The sequence below is a fragment of the Solidesulfovibrio carbinolicus genome (genome assembly GCF_004135975.1).
Taxonomy (GTDB): Bacteria; Desulfobacterota; Desulfovibrionia; order Desulfovibrionales; family Desulfovibrionaceae; genus Solidesulfovibrio; species Solidesulfovibrio carbinolicus.
In genome coordinates this window covers 487,020-505,853 of record NZ_CP026538.1, presented here as the reverse complement: position 1 = coordinate 505,853, position 18,834 = coordinate 487,020, and the positions used below count along the sequence as shown (strand labels likewise).

Annotated in this window: 22 protein-coding genes, 2 tRNA genes and 1 other RNA gene; 3 read left to right on the top strand and 22 right to left on the bottom strand. The window is 54.9% G+C overall.

What is annotated here, in order from left to right; genetic code table 11:
• Window positions 1-277: 277 nt before the first annotated feature.
• Genes pilO2 through C3Y92_RS02215 form a run of 5 tightly spaced genes read right to left on the bottom strand, consistent with a single transcriptional unit; the run spans window position 278 to window position 6,306 of the window.
• Window positions 278-1,534 (bottom strand): type 4b pilus protein PilO2, encoded by a 1,257-nt coding sequence (pilO2, locus tag C3Y92_RS02235; RefSeq protein ID WP_129349092.1) that lies wholly within the window; start codon window positions 1,532-1,534, stop codon window positions 278-280.
• Window positions 1,535-1,536: 2 nt separating this feature from the next.
• Complete coding sequence (locus C3Y92_RS02230; RefSeq protein WP_129349090.1) at window positions 1,537-3,177, bottom strand: pilus assembly protein; 1,641 nt, start codon at window positions 3,175-3,177, stop codon at window positions 1,537-1,539.
• Window position 3,178: 1 nt separating this feature from the next.
• Window positions 3,179-4,636 (bottom strand): toxin co-regulated pilus biosynthesis Q family protein, encoded by a 1,458-nt coding sequence (locus C3Y92_RS02225; RefSeq protein WP_129349088.1) that lies wholly within the window; start codon window positions 4,634-4,636, stop codon window positions 3,179-3,181.
• Between the two features lie 8 nt (window positions 4,637-4,644).
• Window positions 4,645-5,565 carry a P-type conjugative transfer protein TrbG gene (trbG, locus tag C3Y92_RS02220; protein ID WP_235669579.1) on the bottom strand — a complete coding sequence of 307 codons (921 nt, stop codon included), beginning with the start codon at window positions 5,563-5,565 and terminating at the stop codon, window positions 4,645-4,647.
• A 21-nt stretch (window positions 5,566-5,586) separates the two neighbouring features.
• On the bottom strand, window positions 5,587-6,306 hold the full coding sequence (locus C3Y92_RS02215) for a type IV secretion system protein (protein ID WP_129349084.1): 720 nt from the start codon (window positions 6,304-6,306) through the stop codon (window positions 5,587-5,589).
• 128 nt (window positions 6,307-6,434) lie between these two features.
• On the opposite strand from C3Y92_RS02215, the gene C3Y92_RS02210 reads away from it, so the two are divergent.
• Both C3Y92_RS02210 and C3Y92_RS02205 read left to right on the top strand, forming a co-directional pair.
• Window positions 6,435-6,680 (top strand): type II toxin-antitoxin system RelE family toxin, encoded by a 246-nt coding sequence (locus C3Y92_RS02210; protein WP_129349082.1) that lies wholly within the window; start codon window positions 6,435-6,437, stop codon window positions 6,678-6,680.
• Entirely contained in the window at window positions 6,664-6,999 is a 336-nt protein-coding gene (locus C3Y92_RS02205) for a helix-turn-helix domain-containing protein (protein WP_129349080.1), read from the top strand. Before C3Y92_RS02210 ends, C3Y92_RS02205 begins: the two co-directional genes overlap by 17 nt.
• A gap of 7 nt (window positions 7,000-7,006) precedes the next feature.
• On the opposite strand, the gene C3Y92_RS02200 is transcribed toward C3Y92_RS02205, so the two are convergent.
• Both C3Y92_RS02200 and trbL read right to left on the bottom strand, forming a co-directional pair.
• The gene (locus C3Y92_RS02200; protein WP_129349078.1) at window positions 7,007-7,444 is read right to left on the bottom strand and encodes a hypothetical protein; all 438 of its coding nucleotides are present in this window, start codon (window positions 7,442-7,444) and stop codon (window positions 7,007-7,009) included.
• The gene (gene trbL / locus C3Y92_RS02195; RefSeq protein ID WP_165352041.1) at window positions 7,444-8,619 is read right to left on the bottom strand and encodes a P-type conjugative transfer protein TrbL; all 1,176 of its coding nucleotides are present in this window, start codon (window positions 8,617-8,619) and stop codon (window positions 7,444-7,446) included. The genes C3Y92_RS02200 and trbL overlap by 1 nt, the downstream gene beginning before the upstream one ends.
• Between trbL and C3Y92_RS02190 the strand changes: the two genes are divergently transcribed.
• The gene (locus tag C3Y92_RS02190; protein ID WP_165352040.1) at window positions 8,603-8,830 is read left to right on the top strand and encodes a hypothetical protein; all 228 of its coding nucleotides are present in this window, start codon (window positions 8,603-8,605) and stop codon (window positions 8,828-8,830) included. The two genes, trbL and C3Y92_RS02190, sit on opposite strands and share 17 nt — an antisense overlap.
• Here the strand turns inward: C3Y92_RS02190 and trbJ are convergent.
• From trbJ to C3Y92_RS02115, 15 genes are all read right to left on the bottom strand, one after another.
• Entirely contained in the window at window positions 8,827-9,645 is an 819-nt protein-coding gene (gene trbJ / locus C3Y92_RS02185) for a P-type conjugative transfer protein TrbJ (RefSeq protein ID WP_129349072.1), read from the bottom strand. The genes C3Y92_RS02190 and trbJ overlap by 4 nt on opposite strands.
• Before the next feature lie 10 nt (window positions 9,646-9,655).
• Window positions 9,656-12,076, bottom strand: a complete 2,421-nt coding sequence (locus C3Y92_RS02180) for a TraG/VirB4 family ATPase (RefSeq protein WP_129349070.1) — start codon at window positions 12,074-12,076, stop codon at window positions 9,656-9,658.
• Window positions 12,076-12,354, bottom strand: a complete 279-nt coding sequence (gene trbD / locus C3Y92_RS02175; RefSeq protein WP_075353450.1) for a conjugal transfer protein TrbD — start codon at window positions 12,352-12,354, stop codon at window positions 12,076-12,078. The genes C3Y92_RS02180 and trbD overlap by 1 nt, the downstream gene beginning before the upstream one ends.
• A gap of 1 nt (window position 12,355) precedes the next feature.
• A complete protein-coding gene (locus C3Y92_RS02170) occupies window positions 12,356-12,670 on the bottom strand; it encodes a TrbC/VirB2 family protein (protein WP_129349068.1) in 315 nt (104 codons plus the stop codon).
• Window positions 12,663-13,736, bottom strand: coding sequence for a P-type conjugative transfer ATPase TrbB (gene trbB / locus C3Y92_RS02165; RefSeq protein WP_328591060.1), 1,074 nt, complete (start codon window positions 13,734-13,736; stop codon window positions 12,663-12,665). The genes C3Y92_RS02170 and trbB overlap by 8 nt, the downstream gene beginning before the upstream one ends.
• Entirely contained in the window at window positions 13,664-14,086 is a 423-nt protein-coding gene (locus C3Y92_RS02160) for a hypothetical protein (protein WP_129349066.1), read from the bottom strand. The genes trbB and C3Y92_RS02160 overlap by 73 nt, the downstream gene beginning before the upstream one ends.
• On the bottom strand, window positions 14,086-14,826 hold the full coding sequence (locus C3Y92_RS02155; RefSeq protein ID WP_129349064.1) for a nucleotide-binding protein: 741 nt from the start codon (window positions 14,824-14,826) through the stop codon (window positions 14,086-14,088). Before C3Y92_RS02155 ends, C3Y92_RS02160 begins: the two co-directional genes overlap by 1 nt.
• 21 nt (window positions 14,827-14,847) lie before the next feature.
• A complete protein-coding gene (locus tag C3Y92_RS02150) occupies window positions 14,848-15,732 on the bottom strand; it encodes a Rha family transcriptional regulator (RefSeq protein ID WP_129349062.1) in 885 nt (294 codons plus the stop codon).
• Window positions 15,733-16,167, bottom strand: a complete 435-nt coding sequence (locus C3Y92_RS02145) for a hypothetical protein (RefSeq protein ID WP_129349060.1) — start codon at window positions 16,165-16,167, stop codon at window positions 15,733-15,735.
• Window positions 16,097-17,200 (bottom strand): helix-turn-helix domain-containing protein, encoded by a 1,104-nt coding sequence (locus C3Y92_RS02140; protein WP_129349058.1) that lies wholly within the window; start codon window positions 17,198-17,200, stop codon window positions 16,097-16,099. Before C3Y92_RS02140 ends, C3Y92_RS02145 begins: the two co-directional genes overlap by 71 nt.
• A 220-nt stretch (window positions 17,201-17,420) precedes the next feature.
• An RNA gene (locus C3Y92_RS02135) (hammerhead ribozyme type II) lies at window positions 17,421-17,489 on the bottom strand.
• A 48-nt stretch (window positions 17,490-17,537) separates the two neighbouring features.
• Window positions 17,538-17,834: a hypothetical protein gene (locus tag C3Y92_RS02130; protein ID WP_129349056.1), complete on the bottom strand. Its 297-nt coding sequence runs from the start codon at window positions 17,832-17,834 to the stop codon at window positions 17,538-17,540.
• Between the two features lie 390 nt (window positions 17,835-18,224).
• Window positions 18,225-18,302, bottom strand: a tRNA-Glu gene (locus C3Y92_RS02125).
• 12 nt (window positions 18,303-18,314) lie between these two features.
• Window positions 18,315-18,388, bottom strand: a tRNA-Gln gene (locus C3Y92_RS02120).
• Window positions 18,389-18,462: 74 nt separating this feature from the next.
• Complete coding sequence (locus tag C3Y92_RS02115; protein WP_129349054.1) at window positions 18,463-18,807, bottom strand: hypothetical protein; 345 nt, start codon at window positions 18,805-18,807, stop codon at window positions 18,463-18,465.
• Between the last annotated feature and the right edge of the window lie 27 nt (window positions 18,808-18,834).

Genomic DNA, 18,834 nt, shown 5'->3' with positions numbered 1-18,834 from the left:
CAAGTTTCCCGCCTTCGGGACCGTGTCCGCATCGACCGTAAAAGGGGGGACTTCGGAGGCCTGGGCCTCCTTTGGAGCTGAAGCCGGCGCAGAACCTTTGTGCTTCGCAGGAGCTGGGGCCGAAACCGAGGCCACATCTTTGGTTTGCGATTTCGGCGGGACTTTAGGCGCGGGTGGGAGCCTTGCCTCTTGCCATCCCCAAAGGACCCAGGCCCCGGCGAGCACCAGCACGAGGGCCGCCGTCCCGCACCCGAGTATCCACAGAACTCTTTTGCGATTACTTTGCTGCGACATAAACAGCCCCTTTGATGACCCAAACGTTTTTGTCTAGAGTGATCGTCTCCAGCATGATTCCAGGAATCTTCCAAAAGATTTCAGATAACGCCGCATCATTAAGTATTGCGGCGGGAACATCGCTTAGTTCCCACTGACATCGCGCCCAAGGTGCGGTTACTTCAACATTTTCAACTTTCTTCTTCTCTGGGGAATTGTAGACAAGGCGTAAGCGAGACCCCATGAGCTGCGTTCCCTGATACAAAAGCCGCGTGCATTCCTCGCGGGAAAGGAGCGGTTCGGCAGAACGCTGCACGCGAGGCCCCGGGACCGGGATGCGGGAAATAGCCTTTTGCGGGGTCTCAATCCGAGCGGAAAAGGGCAAATGCACATAATCCGCCCCGGGTTTGTGTCCCCAGGTGACGACCACGGCCCCCCCGTCAAAGACAGCACGATCAAGGACCCACCCCGAGGCGGCAATGGGAAGAGTAAAAAGGGCCTTCACGCCGCGTGAAACGCTTTCTTGAAGCTCCGGAGCAGTGGTCCAGGGCTGGGGGAAATAACGTTCCGGATGTTCCATCAGCTCTTTTCTGCGCTGCTCCTTGTTTACCATGGCGACCCGGGCCGCTTCCACGGCTCGCTTGCCCGCTTGGTGGGCCAAGAAAATCTTGACCCCATAGCCGCAAAACAGCAGCACAGCCGCCAACCCTCCCAGGACAGCCAGCATCCGCCGCTGCTCCGGGACGGGCTGTAGAGGTTGCAGATAGCCATTGCGGCTTCGCAGGCGGCTGAAAGGGCCAGCACTGATTAGGGGGGTGAGCCAATGCAGACTTTCGTCCACGGTTTCGCAGGTGACGATTTCCTCGAAACCGCTGTCGAGGAGGCCTTGCAGGGACTTGATCCACTCCTCGGCTTCGGCGCGGGTCGGGAAGACCTGGTCCCCCATGCCCACAATCAAGGACTGAGATATGGCGAACACCCACCAGAATTCGCCGTTCTCATCCGCAAGGCAAAAAAGGCCCAGGAACGAAGGCGACGTCACGCGCACCGCCGCCGCCAAGGCGCGAACTCCGAGCCAATCGCGGACCGCGCCGCCGCTGGCGGCAAATCCGTACTGACGTTGACGGTACGCCACCATGTCCAGGGCCTTGTCCAGCTTCCCAGCCGCCCGCCGCAGGTCGGGAGCGGTCTGCTTGGCGTTGCCCATGAACCATTGGAGACCAACCGCCCAGCGGCGTTTATTGATGACAACGCGGCGCATGGTTACACTTCCGCCGATTCCACTTCGATGGTGATAACCAACAATGTCCGGCCATAGTTTCCGCTATGAGATGTCTTGGTTATTCCTATGGCGTTGCTGGTGTCGGTGGATTCTTTTTCAAATCCGCAGAGGACGAGTGTTTGTCCCATCTTCATGGCTGATCGTTGGGATAGGGCTCGTGTAGATGTCTGCGGCAACTCGACAGTCACATCGGAAGTCGTCAGCTCTTTCATCTCGTCAAGAGATGAAATATTTATGTTGTATTGCAGTATGACGCGTCGTTTATCCAGGATGTGCGGAATGACTGTCATCGCAAATCCAGTAGTCACCTCGCCTGGGGTGATTTCCGTGGTCTGGCTGTAATCGGAAGTTGATTTGCCCACTCCAGCCAAGTAGGCATGGCGTTCGATGGCCAGGACTGGCACGGGCTGGTTGCTCATCACCAAACCACCGGCAGAAGTGACTTGTGTTGCTTTTCCCCACTGGCGCAAAGCCTTGAGCACAGCCGAAGAGTCCTTGAGCCTCCCGGAAACTATGGTCGCCGTGGCCGTGTTGATGGTCCCGACACCGCTTATGCTGCCGGCAGAAAGGGCCACGTCAGAGACGTCGGCATTTTGAAAAAGCGTCTGAATGTTGAATCCGATCTCGGCGTCATCCGTCACTTTAAGCGACCAGACCCGGACTGTCAGAGCCACTTGTCTGGAAATGCGGGTATTGAGTTCATCCACGTAGGTGCCCACCCGCCGAACGCTCTCCGGGGTGTCGCGGACGGTGATCGTGCCGGCGGCTTGGTTGACGACCACCACTCCCTTGGGAGTAAGCAGGGCCTTCACCGCCTTTTCCGTGTCCGCCCACACGTCGAAAGTCAGGGTGGTGCCCGATGTCTGCGATGTCTGCGAGCTGGTGTCCTCGCGGGAGACCGGTTGGCTCACCAGTGAACTGCTTATGCCGGTGGACGCGTTTTCCTTGGATTTGTTCGTGAGCTTGTTTTCGTAGCTCACCTTGCCGGGTGCCCCCATGATGGTGAAAGTGCGCACCAACAAGTGGGCAAAGGTGACGCTGTTATTTTTCTCGTCGAAATCCCAACCGTACCCTGATAGCGCAGCCACATGGTCAAGCAGGCCGCGCAAGGTGCCCTCATAGGAAACGCTCAGGACCTTGCCATCGCTAAGGCCGAGTCCGGATAGAGCGAGACCGTTGCGGCCTCCTCCGCCTCCCCGCAGCAAAGCTTCCAGGTCCATATTCACACCCTGTTCGCCAACCGGCGTGGAAGGAGCGGCAGCCTGGGGAGCGGCTGGGGCATGCCCAGTCTCGGGCTGCGCTGCTTTCTTCGCGTCCTCATCCGCAGCGACCTGAACAGGTAGCGACGACAGCTCGCTTATGGCCGACGCAATGCTGGCCAGAGTGCCCTTGCGCCGCAGCATCACCTGCTTGCTTAAGATCGGATTGGTTGAGGAACGGAGAGGAGAAATTTTCGCGCCCAGATAAGGCGTCTCCAACACTTCCACGGTGCGCGAACGGCTTTGCTCTCGGAACTTTTCCCCTTGGCGTTCGATGGGGTCCACTTGGCGGTTTGTTTTAGCGCAGCCGCCACAAGCGAGGACGAGAACGAAAAGAAGAAAAATATATTTCGTTGTAAACATCCTAATCCTCCGCAACTTCGAGGACATTGTTGCCCCGGTAGAGCGTTACCCGCAGGGCATGACCACTACGATGCAGGCCTGCGAAAAGCTGTTTGATGGCTGTCTCGAAATCCCCTTCGAAGTCGGCCCGGGCCTCTAAGTCGAAGTCATGCTGAGCTTTCCAGATCAGCTGATAATGAGCGCGCATGGCCCAGTGTCCGAGCTGGGAATGGAGGCTCCCAGGGGAGACGTTCCAACCTGGCTCGGGAGGAGTCGGCGGCGATGGAGGTGGACTCGCTGGCGTTTCCGCTACAGGCGCTGCCGATCCCGGACCTGAGGACTGCGGTTCAGTGACTTGAGTCGTTGTGCGATCAGGGACGGACGGTGCTGGGGGCGAGAGAGGGGCCGGTCCAGGGAGTGGAGTCGGCTGCTGAGGCGTCGCAGCCGCCGCAGTCGCCGGGGCTGCCTGTGGTGCCACAGGCGAATAGGCGGCCACTTCAATGAGCCGCGAGACTGGAGATGAGGCCGCAGGGGGCACAGCAGGCAAGGAATCCGCCGGGACTTTGAAGGAGGTCTTCGCAGGGATGGAAGCAGCCTCTGGCTGCTTGATCGCAACCGCCGGCAGAATCGTCGCCGCCCTCGGCGTGTCCTTCGTCGCCTGGCTCGGCGTGAACTTTGTCTGGCGAACTTCAGAAGAGGAATCGGCCCGGGCCGCCTCCGGCAACGGCATGATCCCGGCCCAAGACTCATGGGGCTCCTGGAGCAGCACACGCCGTCCGGCGGGAATGATCGCGTCTGGAGCCACGTTGTTAAGGCGGCAGAACTTGTCCACGGAAATCCGGTTGCGCTTGGCGATCTTGGCCGCTGAGCTTGTGACACGCACTGAAATGCCGTTGCGTTCGCGAGAAGTCGCTCCCTTACGTTCCAGCTTGGACGGCATTTCTGGTGTCGGCTGAGGAGTTGTCGCAACCGCAGGGGGCAGATCGTTTAACGGATGGGGCTCTGGAGCCGAAGCCGAGTTCGAAAGAGCGCTTTCGGGGAGAGAATTTTCTCCCTTGGTCTGCCGGGGTTCACCGGTCAAAGCGTGCAAAGTCCCGAAGGCAACACCATCAGAAGTCTGGACACGCAGATAGCAGGTGGGAGGCGTCTCTTCTCGGATGACATCCAGGGTGTACGCGACACGCACGCCGGAAGCGCCTGGGGCGGCAATGGGAAAACCCTGCCCCCGCAAGGCGGTTTCCAGGTCTTGGCCGAAGGTGGAATCAGTTTTGATCAGCGTCAGGGTGGTCCGGGCCGGCGGATAGCGGTGGGCCATCTCCTCAGCTGCCGAGGCGGCCAGGGCCTGGGCATCACCGGGATAATCGACGCTTACGCCATCATAAGCTGTCATGCCGCCGGTATCGACGCGCGATCCGCGCATAGTGGCACACCCGGGGAGAAGAAGGATCAGGACAACAAGAAGTGAGAAGGTGCTTCGCATCTCCAACCTCACTTCGCTTTCCGGATGGTGACGCGTTGTTGTTTGCTGCCCACGCCGGAGATCAGCTTTGCCTCGGGAAAGACCCCATCTACGAGCAGGGTCAAGTTTTTCATCCGGAAGTTGGCCAAGGTGTCCTGGCCGCCGTTTCGGACCAGGACCACCGGGGCATCACTGGATTGGACCGCCGCCGGCAACTTGATGAACATTTGTCGGCCGTCGTCGAAAACCTGCAACGGCTTCCAAGGGGCGTCACCGCTGACCTCGTACCCGAAGTTCAATTGACTCAGGTCCTTGGTCTGTCCATCGACCTCAGCCGTTTTGAATTCCTTTTCCTTGGCGCTCTGGACCTCCTTTTCACGAAGTCGGGCGGTGCTGTCGCCGGGGTAGAGGAAGGCTACCTGCGGGGTATGCCCTGTTTGCTGGCTTTTTAAGGTGAGGTGATAGGCGCGGCGATCCGTGGTGATCACCGCGCTGGTGGAGAGCCCCGCGTCCACGGGTTTGATGAGAATGTGCGCCGTGTTGCCGGATTTGGCGATTTCCAGCATCCAGCGGGCTGAGTCGCCAACAACCACTTCATTGACGGACTCGCCCGGCTGAAGTTCCACGTCGCAAATCTGGAGCGGCGCGCCGATCACCGTGGGCGAGGAAGCGCCAAAGGTGTACATGACCTTCCCATTGGCCTGGATCGGGGCCGGGGTCGCACCTTCCCAGTCCTTGGCCATTTGGACGGCCTTCCGGTCCCTAGGGCTCAGAGGGATATTGGGACTGACATACTCCAAAGGAGGTAAGGAAATATTTGGTTTCGAACTCTTCTCGCCTTTTGTGCCCATCCCCTCCATTTTGTAGTCTTCAGGAATCCATCCCTTGGGTTTTTCCTCAGCGCTGGCCTGCGAGCCGAGGAGCACGGTGAAAATCAGCACCGTGTACATCAATTTTCTCATTGCAGCATCCTACTTCCTGGAGGTTGAAGGGGCAGGCTCCATGACTGTGGAGCTGGACATGGCCGTCACGTAGACGCCGCCAGGGTTACGAATAATTTGAGCATCAGATGAAGGTGGCTGGATTTGTATAGTCAAGGTCGCTTGATACGTTTCACTCGCAATTTGTACTCCAGAATGATTCCGCGTTATTTCATCCCATTCAACGCGCCATGAATCCGTACTCACTTGGGAAGGAACGCTTTTGATATAGACTTGAACCAACTTATCCTTGGCACGCTCATAGGGATTGTTTGTTTCGTACCATTGTCTCATTTGTCCTTTAGCAGCTCCAGTAACTACGTAGGACAGGCGTTCAAGCATTCGTTTTTGCAAATCTAGATCGGCGGTCACGCTGCGCCAGTTGATGACGAAATCCGAAAGAGTCGCCTGAATGACCCGCGTTGGGGTGACCGATGCGTCCGACGCGCGTTCAACGGCCGTGATCCGGCCCAGCTTGTCCACCTCAACAATGTAGGGAACCACTTTATGCTGGCTGGCTTGGATGACATTGCCGGCGACAGCCACGGCAGCAATAACAAGGCAGCCGAAAGCAGCCATGCGCCATTGGCGAGCCCGCTGGATGTAGCTACCGTAGCGCTCAAGCCACTCTTCGCGCCCGGAAACATAAGGTTCTCCAACACTGACGCCCCTACCGGGGGCATCGCTTCTGGATTTCGGTTTATGCTGCATTCGGCTATTCTCCCTTGCGGTTTTTCGTGTTTTCTTGCTTTCACTCTTTCATCTGAAAGCCATCTCGTCTTGCAATATATTGATGGTTTTTACTTGACATTAAACCATCCTTTATTTACATTTGACTTATGAACACGGTCGAAATCACCCCGAAGGCCTTCAAGCAAATGCGGAACTTCCCCAAGTCAGACCGAGCCGCCATCCTGAAAGCCTTCAAGGAACTCGCGCACTGGCCGAACTGCCGTAACGTGAAGCACCTCACGCAGCTTGACGGCTACCGTCTGCGAATCGGCGATTACCGGGCCTTTTTCACCGTGGACGGCAACTACATCGAGATCACGGAGGTCAAGCGACGCAATGAGCACACCTATTAAGCACCAGGTGATCGAGCACGGCGGACAACCCCTGTTCGTCATTGTGCCGTACGAGGAGTACCAGGAGCTGACTGGCCAGAAGGAAAAGCGCGCCAACATCCCCGTGGAAGTCGCGGAGATCGCGCTGATGGAGGAGAAGAGCCTAGTCCGGGCATGGCGTGAACACCTGGGCATGACGCAAGAACAGATGGCGGCCAAAATTGGCGTCACGCGGGCATCCTTCGCCCAAATGGAGGCCTTTGGCGCTAAACCCCGCCGGGCCACCCTGGCCAAGATCGCGGCGGCCTTGGGGGTCAAGGTGGAGCAACTTGAGGACTGACGCAGGCTCATGCGTCGTCTCCCTCATTATTGGAGCTGCCGGTGTCAGGGCCAACACTGGCAGCAGTCCTCTTTGCGTCTTCATCTCTGCCGATAAATTGCCGGCCAATACTTTCAACATGAAGCATCAACCTACGGTACCTTTGAAAAGAGTTTTTTGTTTTAATTAATTGACCCATGAATGATCTATGAAAATGCACACCGCAACACAGGGACTCGAAGTTTGACAACGTGACATACTTTTCAATTACTTCAATCGCTATTATGGCCAATTCCTCTTGAGCCTTTTTTTCAAGAAATGAATGCAAACGACATGTTAACTTTCCTGGCAATTTTGTTCGCGTACAACCAAAATAGCTCTCTGTTCTTTTTGCACAACAAAAAGAACAAGACACCAAATGGCCACGATCTATTTCATACAGGTGATAGTTTTCAGCCTTTATCATCATTCTTCCCCTTTATCTTTACTGGGGTCACTGCTCATCTTGTTCATCTTCATTTCCTTGAGTCGCCTGCCTGCGTTGGCATTCATGGAAGTGAAGTGGCCTGCGCGCCTTCGATCAAACCGGGCGTCCATGTGAGACCCCCAGAGAGCATCTTTGAACGCGCCAGCCTTACCGAATGCGCCTGAGGCACCCGACATACCGGCGGTTTGTGCGGCTTTCTTCACCGCCTGGCTTGCTCCCCACGTACCAGCGGCCCCGCCAATGGCTCCGCCCACAGCGGCAGCCGCGCCGCCGGCTAATGCCGCTCCAGCTTGGCTTAGGGCTGACCCGCTACTTACGTTGGAACCATTAATGACACCGGCAATGGCGTCAGGAAGACTCTTGACCAAGGCAAACAGCACGACTGATACACCAATAATAATGATTATATCTTCAAAGTTTGCTTCTGACATAGCCATGTCTTGAATGAATTGCAACCCAAGTCCAAGAACAAGTTGCATAACAAAAAGTTTGAACGCGACGGAAAGGACATAGCGCATAACATTTATTGCGTACTCTTTTAGAAAACTTGCACCACCAAGACCAAGCAAAATCATAGCAGCGTTCATTACAATTGCTGCTTCACATTTTATAAGTACGACTTGAGCGGTAATAAGTGCAAAAGCGATCATCACAACTAAAGCAGCAATTACATAGCCAACTGATTCGCCAGGGCTAAAAACACTGAGCTTTTTAAAAATAGTTGTTGCCATTTTATAACCCACCTCAAGCGGCTTATCTATTTGCAAATTACTTGGCCCAAGTTCTCCAGCGATGTTCCTCAACCCAGTAATTATATTCCCAGACCATTCTTGATAGTAATTAATTACAGCAAGAACAAACCCACAAAACACTAGAGTCATAACAAATTGGCCAAGAACTTCTCCAAGTTGATGCCTATTAAGAACGGCCTTGACACCAAACATTGCTATCGTTAATGTCGTGCAAAGCTTGAACAAGCCCAAAGCATACTGCTGAAGAGCTTTTCCCCATGCATTAGATTTCTCTGTGAATGCGGAAACTATTTTGCCAACAGTATCAACCGAAACTCCAGATTGTGCGAACGCATCACAAGCGAACACAATCAACAAAGCAATAACTGCAATGGAGGAGATTTTGATGAAGCCCTTTACCATAATGACCCTCATTCTTGTCTTAGCCCTCAGTTCTTTTGCCCTTCAAGGCTGTGGAGAATCAGAACAAGCCAAACTGGAAAAAGAACGAACGCAGCTCGAAATCGAGAAACTGAAACGCGAAGCTGAAGAACAAGCATCTCGTAAAAAATCCCACGATGAATTTCTTAAGACGGACAAAATCAAAGACTACAAGGCCAATGTTCAATTTTAAAAATCAGTTTTTGATGTATAGTTTCCAATTTTATCAGTGGACAAAACTCCTTTCCATGCTTCTTCTTCTATCTGTTGATTCTTCTCGTCCTTCATGGTTTTCTGGACGCTGGCCTGAACAGAGATAGACAGAAGAGAGCGGAGCTTTTGCGCTTCCTGGAGTTGCATCGTCGCAAGCTGATTCCCGGCCTCAAGCGCCTTCATTTGTCCGTCTGGCGTCGTCAAAAGGTCATTGAGCTGGCTCTCCAGCTCAGTGGCCTTTTGTTCGAGGTCTTGGATTTGCATTCCGGACTCTTGAAAAGCTGCCTGTTGTGAACGATCCACTTCATCAGACCACTTTTTGCGCATCTCATCGAAGGTGCCGGCAGCCGATTCCATCGTCTCCCTGGTGGACTTGGCCAGGTCCCGAATAGTGCCTGTGCCGGCATACGTGCTGCTAAAAATCTGGCTCAGCGCAGAGGCGTCACCTCTTTGCAGGTTCAATGATTGCGACAGCGACGACAGTTTTTGAAATGTCCCAAGTATCTTCGTCCTGAGTTTATCTGGGAGACTGACGGTGTTTTTGACCATGTTTTCCAACTGATCTATATTCTTTTGAACTAGCTCAATTTGTTGCTCAGTTTGCTTAATGGCCTCTGTAACTTGCTTGTATACCTGTTGCAGTTTTTCAAGATTGGTCACTCGCTCAAGCGACTGTGTAAAAGTATCGCTACAGTTTGTGCAATGCACAACATACTGAGCGTTTGACGAATTTGAAAAAACAAACACCATTAAAAATGAACAGACAAACGCACTGGATAAAGACGAAATTTTCATAACAGGCTCCTTATGCGGCACGTCTTTGGTTTTGCTCTGCAACCCACACCCGAGGCCAATCGGCGCCGTATTGTATCTTAAGTTCTTTTATCCTTGAGATGTTTTCCTTATCACTAATACCTACGAAAGCGAGTTCAGTTGTTTGTAAAGCTAATTGTATTAATCTTCTTCCGTATGGCGTAACAACGTAATAATCACGCTTTGGCGTAGCCGAAGCGATGATTTCTATTTGTTTGTTGTTAAGGCCCATCTGCTGGTACAATTCAGACTGTACTTCCTGGCGCGCCGTAATGTTCGGCAAAAAGACCTTTGTCTGGCAGGATTCCACCAAAACATCCAGTATCCCGGAGTTTTTAGCGTCCGAGAGACTTTGCGTGGCCATCACCACGGCGCAGTTGGCCTTTCGCAAGACCTTGAGCCATTCACGGATTTTGGCGCGGAAGACGGGATGCCCGAGCATGAGCCAGGCCTCATCCAGGACCAGCAGAACTGGCTGGCCGGTGAGGGCTTTCTCAATCCGGTGGAAGAGGTAGAGCAGCACAGGGATCAGGTTCTTGTCGCCCAGGTTCATGAGGTCCTCGATCTCGAAAACCATGAAGGGCGAAAGGCCAAGCTGATCGGCCTCGGCATCAAGCAGGTAGCCCATGGCTCCGGCCCGGGTGTAGTGCTGGAGCCCCTCCTTCAGGCGTTGATCCTGGAGCAGGTTCACGAAATCGGTGAGGCTGCGCATCCCGACCGGGCTGGTGCGCAGCAGGCTCATGGCCTTGTGGATTTCGTTGCGGTCCCGGGGAGTGACCGGGGCTCCCTGGAGCTCCAGGAGAGTGCCCACCCACTCTTCGGCCCAGGCCAGTTCGGCGGGATCGTCTATGCGCTGCAATGGGGCAAACGACAGCGCGTCACTGCCGCCGACATCGTAGTGGGTGCCGCCCACGGCTTCGCAGAGGGCGAACATAGACATGCCCTTATCAAAGGCGAAAACCTGGGCCTGGTCATACCGCCGGAACTGCGCCGCGATCAGCGCCAACAAGGTGGACTTGCCGGCACCGATGGGGCCGAAAATCAAGGTGTGCCCGACATCTCTCACATGCAGGTTGAACCAGAACGGCGTGGAACCGTCCGTCGTGCACACCATGAGGGCCGGAGATTCGGCCGGATAAAACGGACATGGGCAATTCCGCTCACCCGCCCAGATGCTGGAGAGAGGAAGCAGATCGGCAAGGTTCAAGGTGTTGATGAGGGGCCTGCGGAGGTTAGCGAACCAGTTGCCGGGGTGCGTGCCGAGCCAGGCGTCCAAGGCGTTGATGGTTTCGATTCGGCAGCCGAAGCCAAGCGTGAGGATCGCCCGGCGGAGTTCGCGAGCCCAGTCCTGCAAGATGACCTGGTCCTCATGGAGCAGCACAATGCAGGCGCTTAAAAATCCGGCCCCGACATAACCGCCTTGGACCTCCATGAGTGCATCGCCAGCGTCATTGACCATGTTGGACGCGTCCATATTCGGGCGCGCGTTGGGCAAGTTGAAATATTTGTCCACAAACCGAAAAACGTTTTGCTCCCATCCCTTGCGGTACGATGTGATCTCTTTTTGGGCATCCAGCTGATCCAGACAGATGAACCGGGAAGAAAACCGATACTGTAGCTGCAAGCCGTCCAGGACTGAAAGCATGGCCGGCCAACTCTCCTGAGGCAGGCCGTCAATGCTGATGACCGCGATGTGCTGGTCGCCGATCCGGGGCGTCAAACCGCCAATCAGCTCCTCACAGCCGAGAAGAGCGTCCAGGTACATGGGCGTATCCGGAACCTGGACGGGCTGCTCGATGCCCGTCAGGCACAGCTGGAGATGAGACAGCAGCTCGCTGTAGCGCGCCGAGGAGCCGCTTTCGTCCGCTTCGGCATAGTCCGCGAGTCGTTTCAGGTGCAGGACCGCCGAAAGGGCATCCTCGAACTCAAGCAGGGTATTCTGAAAGAGTTCCAGGCTGCGTTCCAAAGCGGTGGAACTGCCGCCGCCGGTCTTGGCGGCGGCAGTCATCTTTTCAGCGCCGAAATTCGGCTTGAAGCTCAGGATGACGACGGTCTTTGTGCGATAGCAGACGCCGCCGCTGAAAAAGTCGCGGCGCTCGTCATCAATGAGCTGCGAGACGGGGTCTGGAAAGTGGCTGTCTTCGGGCCGGGAGTAGGCATGATGAATGCTGCGCACCGCATCCACATGCAGCATCCATCCGGAGCCCAGAAGTTTTACCGCGTTGTTGAACTGGGCGGAAACAAAGGCTAATTCGTCGGCGGTACTGGATGCTGTGTCCTGCCCATGCGCGACAAATCCCGCCAGAAACGTCCCGTCTTTGCAAAGCACGATGCCCGGGGCAATGAGGGCCGCATAGGGCAGCAGGTCCGAGACGCCACGTGCGCGGGAGCGGAACTTGCGCAGATTGAGCATCAGTTTCTCCTCCAAATGCTGGCTTTGGCAGGGTAGTAGAGTTGTTGTTTGATATGGCGCATCCAGACCTTGCTCATGATCGGGTCAGCCTTGGCCATCCTCCTGGCCACCAGGAGCCCCCCACCGTAGAACAGCACCGCCGCAAGCCCCGAAATCCAGGTCATGCCGCCGACGCCGACAAGCATGGCAAACAGGCAGATGCACAGCGCGATTTCCCGTTCAGCACCCATCACGTGATTATGACGATGCAAAGACTGATGGATAGGGAGCGTCCTCATGTTAGATTATCGCGCCACTGAAGGAGAACACAGACTCAACAATGTTCGTTGCGAAGGCGATGAAAGAAATGCCGAAAACGACGGACAGAAGGAGTTTAAAGCCGCCGGAGATGTCCTCCTTATTGAAAATGTAAACCGCGCCACAGATAGCCATGGCGGTAATGGAAATCCATTTTCCGGCGGAACCAGTAATCGTCTGAACGACCTTTTCCAGAGGCGACGAGAATTCCGAAATTCCGCCGGAAGCCAGGGCATCCGAACAGGTCATCAAAACAACAGCCGCAGCCAAAACGAAACAAACATCCTTCTTACGCATTGCAATCTCCTTTGATATATTCTTGATACCACTTACCTTGATTCACGCTAATATTGCTCTTTAAAACGTATTCAAGATGATATGCATGGTTCGCAGAATCATAACCATGAACGAAAGCGACTTCTGAAATTTGCCGCCCCTCGGGTGTCTTGCGAATAAAGACAATCACGTTGATGGCTCGGCTGATCAGCCGGTGCATCGGAGCGGTAAGGCGTTCGGCGACCAGGTCTTCCAGGCGGCCGAGGGCGTCTAAGGCACTGTCGGCGTGCAGCGTGGCGATGCCACCCGGATGGCCGGTATTCCAGGCCTTGAGGAGATCGAGCGCCGCGCCGTCGCGCACCTCGCCCACGAGAATTCGGTCGGGCCGATAGCGCATGGTGACCTTGGTCAGGCGCTGCATGTCCATGGTGTCCGAGGTCCGGAACATCACCCGGTTTGGACTGGACACCTGGAGTTCGCAGGTGTCCTCCATGGCAACAATTCGGTCATCAGGGCACAGGCGAGAGAGCGCCTCGATCATGGCATTAACGAGGGTGGTTTTCCCGGAGCCAGTCCCGCCAACCACAAGGATGTTGCACTTGCGCAGGATCGCCTGATGCAAAAACGGCAGGAGGTTCGGGGACAGGATTCCCTTGTCGACATAGTCTTCGAGGGTGAAAACCGTGCTGGGCTTTTTGCGGATCGTAAACGACGGCCCAGGGACGATGGGGAAGTCGGTCCCTTCGAAGCGGCTCCCGTCGATAGGGAACTCGCCCTCTACCACGGGCTGCTCCCGGGTAATGGTTGTCCCGAGGGAGGACGCGACAAGGGAGACAACCTGGCGACCCTGCTCAGGCGAAAGGTTTCCCACTTGGCGCATGGGTTCCCCAAAGCGTTCAAGCCACAGGAGGCCGCACGGATTGAGCATGATTTCCAGGACGTCGGGAGCCTGGAGAGCGTCGTAGACCATGCTGCCCATGGCTTGCTCCAGGCTGCGGATCAGGCGGGGGTCACTCATCGTAAAGCCCCCAAGACAAAAACAGCCACGTTGAGCAGCGCCGAAATGGCTGTGATCGCTGCCAGCCATTTCATGTTCCCCTGGCACACGTTCACCGCCGCCAGATGCTTCCGGCAGGTCTCCTGGATGACGCCGACGCCAGAGGCGGCCTCCGCCGCCACCCGGGCCACTTCCAGGTATTCGTGCGCTTGATCCACGAGGAAGGCGGTCAGGGCCTCGTTGTGGCGGTCGAGCAGCTTGTCGTATTCGCCTAAAAAAGCGTTGTTGATGGTCACCAGCATGAGCATGGGGTCGTCATCGCTCATGGTGGTTTTGTGCGCCTGGATCAGCAGGGTCCGCACCTGCTCGATGCTCAGGCCGATGCCATCCGGCATTGCCTGGGCCGGGGCCTCATCGTGGGCCTCTGATTCGGGAGCCATTACGCCGCCACCCCCAGGAGGAGGTTGGCCCGGTCCATGATGGCCACCACGTCATCCCAGTACTTGCTGAGCCGACGCCGGACCATGATGGGCTGCGAGGAATTAATGGCTGCGTCGAAGGACAGACGCCGGGCCAAGTGGTCGGAGAGGTCTTTGCCAAAGGTAGCCGTGTTGCGGTGGGGCAGCTCGATCACCGAATGGAAGCTGTTGCCGTACTCCTTGAACACTTTGAAGTCGTAGAAGGTCAGGCCATCCAGGGCGATCTCGCCATCCTTGGGATTGAGCCAGACAGCCAAGTGGGCCTCGGGGAAGTATTTGGCCAGAGCAGCCAGGCCGTTGACCGTGTCCATGATCCCTTGGCCACCTGTCACCACGGAATGCAGCATGACGGTGTGCCCCTCGGCCTGAAGCAGATTGATGGCCTCGTTTTCGAGGAGGTAGGAGCAAAGGGGAATGAAGCTCGATGCGCCGTTGTCGATGACGAGATGGGCGTCCTCAGGCAGCCCCAGGGCGGTTTCCATCAAGCTGTCGAACATGCGCGGATCAACGTTGTTCTCTCGCAAGATGGGCAAGATGCTGACATCGAATTCTTTGTAGCCGGCAAGCGTGTTGTTGACGGGATCGGTGTCGATGGCATCGACCGCGCAACCCTTCAGTTTTAGATACTGCACGAGCAGGCTGGCGATGAATGATTTTCCAACACCGCCTTTTCCTTGCAAAACAAAATGAATTGTCGCCATTGAAAAGCCTCCTAGAAAAAACTAAATCTTATAAACCTTGTCACTCAAATTACAAAAAACATGACGGAATATGCCAAGCAGTGCCGCATTAAAAGCTTTATCAAGGGAATGCTGCTTTATTTCACTAAACGACTTAATATTACACTTTGTGCATATGAATGATACGATGTTTACACTACTCTCACCTAAACACTTTTCCCAGAATAATAAAATTCCATTAAATGCATCTTGCTGTTCTTTAGTTAACTCAACACCAGATTTATTTCTTATTTTGAACAATGAGCACCAGATAAAATTATAAATGTACACAGTGTCTTCTTCTTGTATTTCTTGCAAATTATTGACCTGAAGGACTGTGCATAGTTGCTTTACAGCTTCATCAAATTCTAGATTGTCAATTTTACACCAATAATTTAACCATCCAATAATGCCTTTAAGCTTTTCACCATCAATCGATTCCCATTGCTTGAATTGAAACTGTTGCTTATTATCTTCGTTAGCTGCATCTAATTCTTGTTGAGTATTGCTTTTTAATTGATGGAGAATCTTCTTTTCCATGGCGTTAAACGCTTCGATATAACGAATTTTCCAGGCCAATGCTTTGGAGCCAGTAAACCCCATGATGACGAGCGCAAAGGCATCACGAGTCAGGTCAAAAGCAGGCAGGGTCCGGACCCCACCATTAGGTTGAGCGACCTCAACGGATGTCTCCGCAAAATTGCGGGCACAAAAATCTTCAGGCAACCCCCCAGAAATATTCCTGATCGCCTTCAAAACATCGTCATGCCGTTTGCGGAAATGTTCGGCCACCTTCAGGCTGGAAACGACAGGCATCCCGTCCACGAGGGCAATCTCAACCTCACCCTTGTCCCGAGAGCTTTTTCCCGTCCTGACGTCTGTGGCCATCTAGTCATCATCCCCTGTTATATTGTTTGACGGAATTGCAAATGTTTGCACATTGGTCTTCACGACAGCATTTCTTGGGCCTTGTATTTCTTTTTTAGGAAGGATTACCTCTTCAGTGTTCCTTGGAGATTCTATTTCAGTCTTCTCAGAAGACTCTTCAACAAGCACTGATGTATCTCGTGTTTTTGAAGGCCGAGATATATTAGCACGTGATTTAGGAATCAAATCATACAGCGCTCTCAAAAAAGTTCTGTATGAATACGATTCGCCAATCAATTTATTTGATATTAGCCCATAATAAATCGCTTCAGCATTAAACTGATCGTCAAGCCATTTCTCTATGATCGCTCTGTTTGCAATAACATCAATACGTGCAACACCACGACGCCGCACATATTTCTTGGGATTTTGAATTTTGCCTTTGCTGGAAGACATGAAGCCACCTGCTAAAGTTGTTTGTTGCCGCGCGCGCGATTTGCAAAAGAGTTTCCTGGGCAGGCAACTGACCCTGGGAATACAGATACCGCCACGTGCCTCGCACGTGGGAAAGCTGGGCTTCGGTCAGTTCCCCTGGCCAGACACCCAAAACGGCATCGAGCTGCTGCCAAACTCCAGCAGGGACAGGCGAACAGGCTGCGTTCGAGGTGGCTGCCTCGCCTTTTCCTCCTTGGAGTCCAACAGTCTTTGACCCGATCTTGGCCGAGGCTGATTCGTCAGGAGTGGAGAGGACTTTCGATTCGGAAAGAGCCGGTTGAACCGGGGCTGCATCTTCCCAGCGTCGCCCCTTGAGCCAAGTCACCAGAAAGGGGACAAATCCGCGTTTCCACCTGGGATTTTGAGCCATGTGCGCCCTGACGGAAGCCAGGATGCTTTCGAGGGTGGGCAAGCTGCGCAGTCGCCACAAGCGCATCCACCAACGCAGAGCCGCCTTGCGGGCTTCCTGAACGGGCCAGACGGCCCACACGCGATCAAAGGCCGCAATCGCCTCCGGCTTCCAGGCAGGGGAGCGAGCGGATCGCGCCCCCTCTCCCCCCCGTTGGGGGGTAAGGGGGGTATTCTTTTCTTCTTTCTTAAATACGGGCGCAATATTTTCGCCATGGCCCCCTGAAGATTTTTCAGGGGTGGCGGGCGTGGAGGAGACGCGGGCCGCGCGGCTCTCCAGCTCGCAAAGGACCAACGGATGCGGCAGCAGTTGATAGGTATTGGTCTCGCCGTCGTGCCCGCTGAGGATGGCGATAAAGCCTAACCGTACCAGTTCTTTCAGGTACTTCTGGATTGTGCGGATGCTGACGCCGAGGCGTTCCGCTAAATACTTTTGCGACGGCCAGCAGTGATCCGACTTCCCTGAAACCTGGGCCAGCACGCCATACGTGCATCTGGCTCCCAAGGAGATCTCTTGCTTTTCGAGTTTTTCAAAAAAACTTGGAACAACGAGTCCATTTGCCAGAATAATTCCACAAACTTCCATGATTTCGGTGCCTTAAACAAGGCCCGAAAAAGGCAATAACCAAGCAGCGCAACCTTGACGGTGCTTCATCACTTAGGATAAGAGTATTGCCATTCGGTGCCTTTGCGGCCCGGTGGCAACACCGGCTGCCTTTGAAACCCGTTGGTTGCAGCCAACGGGTTTCGCCTTTTTCGGCCTACTGGTTTACGTCAACGGCAGTTCTCCGTGGACAAGGTTGACCGAGCGGCTGGCTCATCAGGGCCGGGACACCACGCCCGACCGACCGCCCCTGCACGGGGAGGTTTCGCCTTGTGAAGGTTCCACGAGAGAAAGCCACAGGCTCCAGCAGCCAGGCTCATCATCTTTTCCTCTTGCTGCGAAATCCCTTGGTCTTTCTCGGGCTTTGACGGTCCTTAGGGCGAGAAGCGCCCGAGCCAATGGGAAGCAGGATAAAGGTGACCCGGCCATCAAGATGCCAAGTCACCGAGATCAATTTCTTGTCCTCCAGCTCGCGAAGGTGAGCCTTCAACCCCTGGACGGACTGTCCACACTCCCGGGCAAGGCTTTCCACGGTGCTGGTGTAGGGCTTGGCATTGGTCAGAATCCAAGCGTTGTGCTCATCAATGCTGCGGGTATGCGCCAAGCTGGCCACCATACGGCCTCCTGAAGGCCTTTCTGGGATCATGGAATCCCGGAGCGGCCTTTGCATGGTTTGCTTTTTGGATGATTGAACGAGGGGAGCCATGTTAGCGTGGCTGACGCCCGCACATGGCGCGCCGATGGACGCGCCGAGATCGGCTGGGACTCGGCCGAAGCAAGACAAGGCGGAAATGCTCTCCGCGAGCTTGCCGGACGACTCGGCCCAAATCCCGGCCGTCCCGCCCTTGCGGGACGGCCATAGCGAGGGGTGGGGTTCAACAACAAGAAAACCCGTGGTGTGCAGCAGCACAGCCACGGGCCGGAGGGACATGTCGAAAGAGCGGGAAGAAAAAAGGAAAGGCGTCAAGACCCCGCTATCGCGGGAGCTTGACGCCTTGAATTTGCTTGGCGTCCCCAAGGGGATTTGAACCCCTGTTACCGGCGTGAAAGGCCGATGTCCTGGACCAGGCTAGACGATGGGGACGTTTCGTTTTCTTGGCTGGGGGACTAGGATTCGAACCTAGGTTGGTGGAGTCAGAGTCCACAGTCCTGCCGCTAGACGATCCCCCAGCAGCCAAGAAGCAGTGTTTTACTCCGGTCCCAGCTCCCCGTCAAGAACTTTTTTCAAACTTTCTCGACGAACCCTAGGCCTTGGCCAGACGACGGGTGCGCTTTTTGAGCTTGTTGATCTGACGGCGCAGAATCTCCTTCTGCTTACGGGAACCGTCCCCAGCAACCTCGGTGCGAGCCGTACGCAGCGAACGCATCTTGCTCTTCATCGACAGAATCTTCGTCTTGTACGGAGAAACTTTCGGTCCGTCCTCGCCGCCAATGCCCAGAACTTCCTTGATCTGCACCAGAAGTTCGTCCTTGCCCAGGCCAGAAGCGCCGGTCACCTGCGGGATCTGCTTGAGCACCAGCTCGCGCAGTTCCTTGGCCGTCATCTTGTCCAGGGGCTTCTTCAGATCAAGCTGCAACCCTTCGCTCATGTTCGCCTCCAAAAAAATGATATCTCG

Coding starts and splice junctions, on each gene's coding strand:
- C3Y92_RS02190 (WP_165352040.1), top strand. CDS start 8,603: ATGAAGCCCTTTACCATAATGACCCTCATTCTTGTCTTAGCCCTCAGT.
- trbJ (WP_129349072.1), bottom strand. CDS start 9,645: ATGAAAATTTCGTCTTTATCCAGTGCGTTTGTCTGTTCATTTTTAATG.
- trbG (WP_235669579.1), bottom strand. CDS start 5,565: ATGTACACGGTGCTGATTTTCACCGTGCTCCTCGGCTCGCAGGCCAGC.
- trbB (WP_328591060.1), bottom strand. CDS start 13,736: ATGGCTGGCAGCGATCACAGCCATTTCGGCGCTGCTCAACGTGGCTGT.
- C3Y92_RS02210 (WP_129349082.1), top strand. CDS start 6,435: ATGAACACGGTCGAAATCACCCCGAAGGCCTTCAAGCAAATGCGGAAC.
- trbD (WP_075353450.1), bottom strand. CDS start 12,354: ATGAGGACGCTCCCTATCCATCAGTCTTTGCATCGTCATAATCACGTG.
- C3Y92_RS02130 (WP_129349056.1), bottom strand. CDS start 17,834: ATGGTGGCCAGCTTGGCGCATACCCGCAGCATTGATGAGCACAACGCT.
- C3Y92_RS02115 (WP_129349054.1), bottom strand. CDS start 18,807: ATGAGCGAAGGGTTGCAGCTTGATCTGAAGAAGCCCCTGGACAAGATG.
- C3Y92_RS02170 (WP_129349068.1), bottom strand. CDS start 12,670: ATGCGTAAGAAGGATGTTTGTTTCGTTTTGGCTGCGGCTGTTGTTTTG.
- C3Y92_RS02150 (WP_129349062.1), bottom strand. CDS start 15,732: ATGGCCACAGACGTCAGGACGGGAAAAAGCTCTCGGGACAAGGGTGAG.
- C3Y92_RS02145 (WP_129349060.1), bottom strand. CDS start 16,167: ATGTCTTCCAGCAAAGGCAAAATTCAAAATCCCAAGAAATATGTGCGG.
- C3Y92_RS02215 (WP_129349084.1), bottom strand. CDS start 6,306: ATGCAGCATAAACCGAAATCCAGAAGCGATGCCCCCGGTAGGGGCGTC.
- C3Y92_RS02155 (WP_129349064.1), bottom strand. CDS start 14,826: ATGGCGACAATTCATTTTGTTTTGCAAGGAAAAGGCGGTGTTGGAAAA.
- trbL (WP_165352041.1), bottom strand. CDS start 8,619: ATGGTAAAGGGCTTCATCAAAATCTCCTCCATTGCAGTTATTGCTTTG.
- C3Y92_RS02140 (WP_129349058.1), bottom strand. CDS start 17,200: ATGGAAGTTTGTGGAATTATTCTGGCAAATGGACTCGTTGTTCCAAGT.
- C3Y92_RS02205 (WP_129349080.1), top strand. CDS start 6,664: ATGAGCACACCTATTAAGCACCAGGTGATCGAGCACGGCGGACAACCC.
- C3Y92_RS02180 (WP_129349070.1), bottom strand. CDS start 12,076: ATGCTCAATCTGCGCAAGTTCCGCTCCCGCGCACGTGGCGTCTCGGAC.
- C3Y92_RS02225 (WP_129349088.1), bottom strand. CDS start 4,636: ATGCGAAGCACCTTCTCACTTCTTGTTGTCCTGATCCTTCTTCTCCCC.
- C3Y92_RS02230 (WP_129349090.1), bottom strand. CDS start 3,177: ATGTTTACAACGAAATATATTTTTCTTCTTTTCGTTCTCGTCCTCGCT.
- C3Y92_RS02160 (WP_129349066.1), bottom strand. CDS start 14,086: ATGGCTCCCGAATCAGAGGCCCACGATGAGGCCCCGGCCCAGGCAATG.
- pilO2 (WP_129349092.1), bottom strand. CDS start 1,534: ATGCGCCGCGTTGTCATCAATAAACGCCGCTGGGCGGTTGGTCTCCAA.
- C3Y92_RS02200 (WP_129349078.1), bottom strand. CDS start 7,444: ATGATAAAGGCTGAAAACTATCACCTGTATGAAATAGATCGTGGCCAT.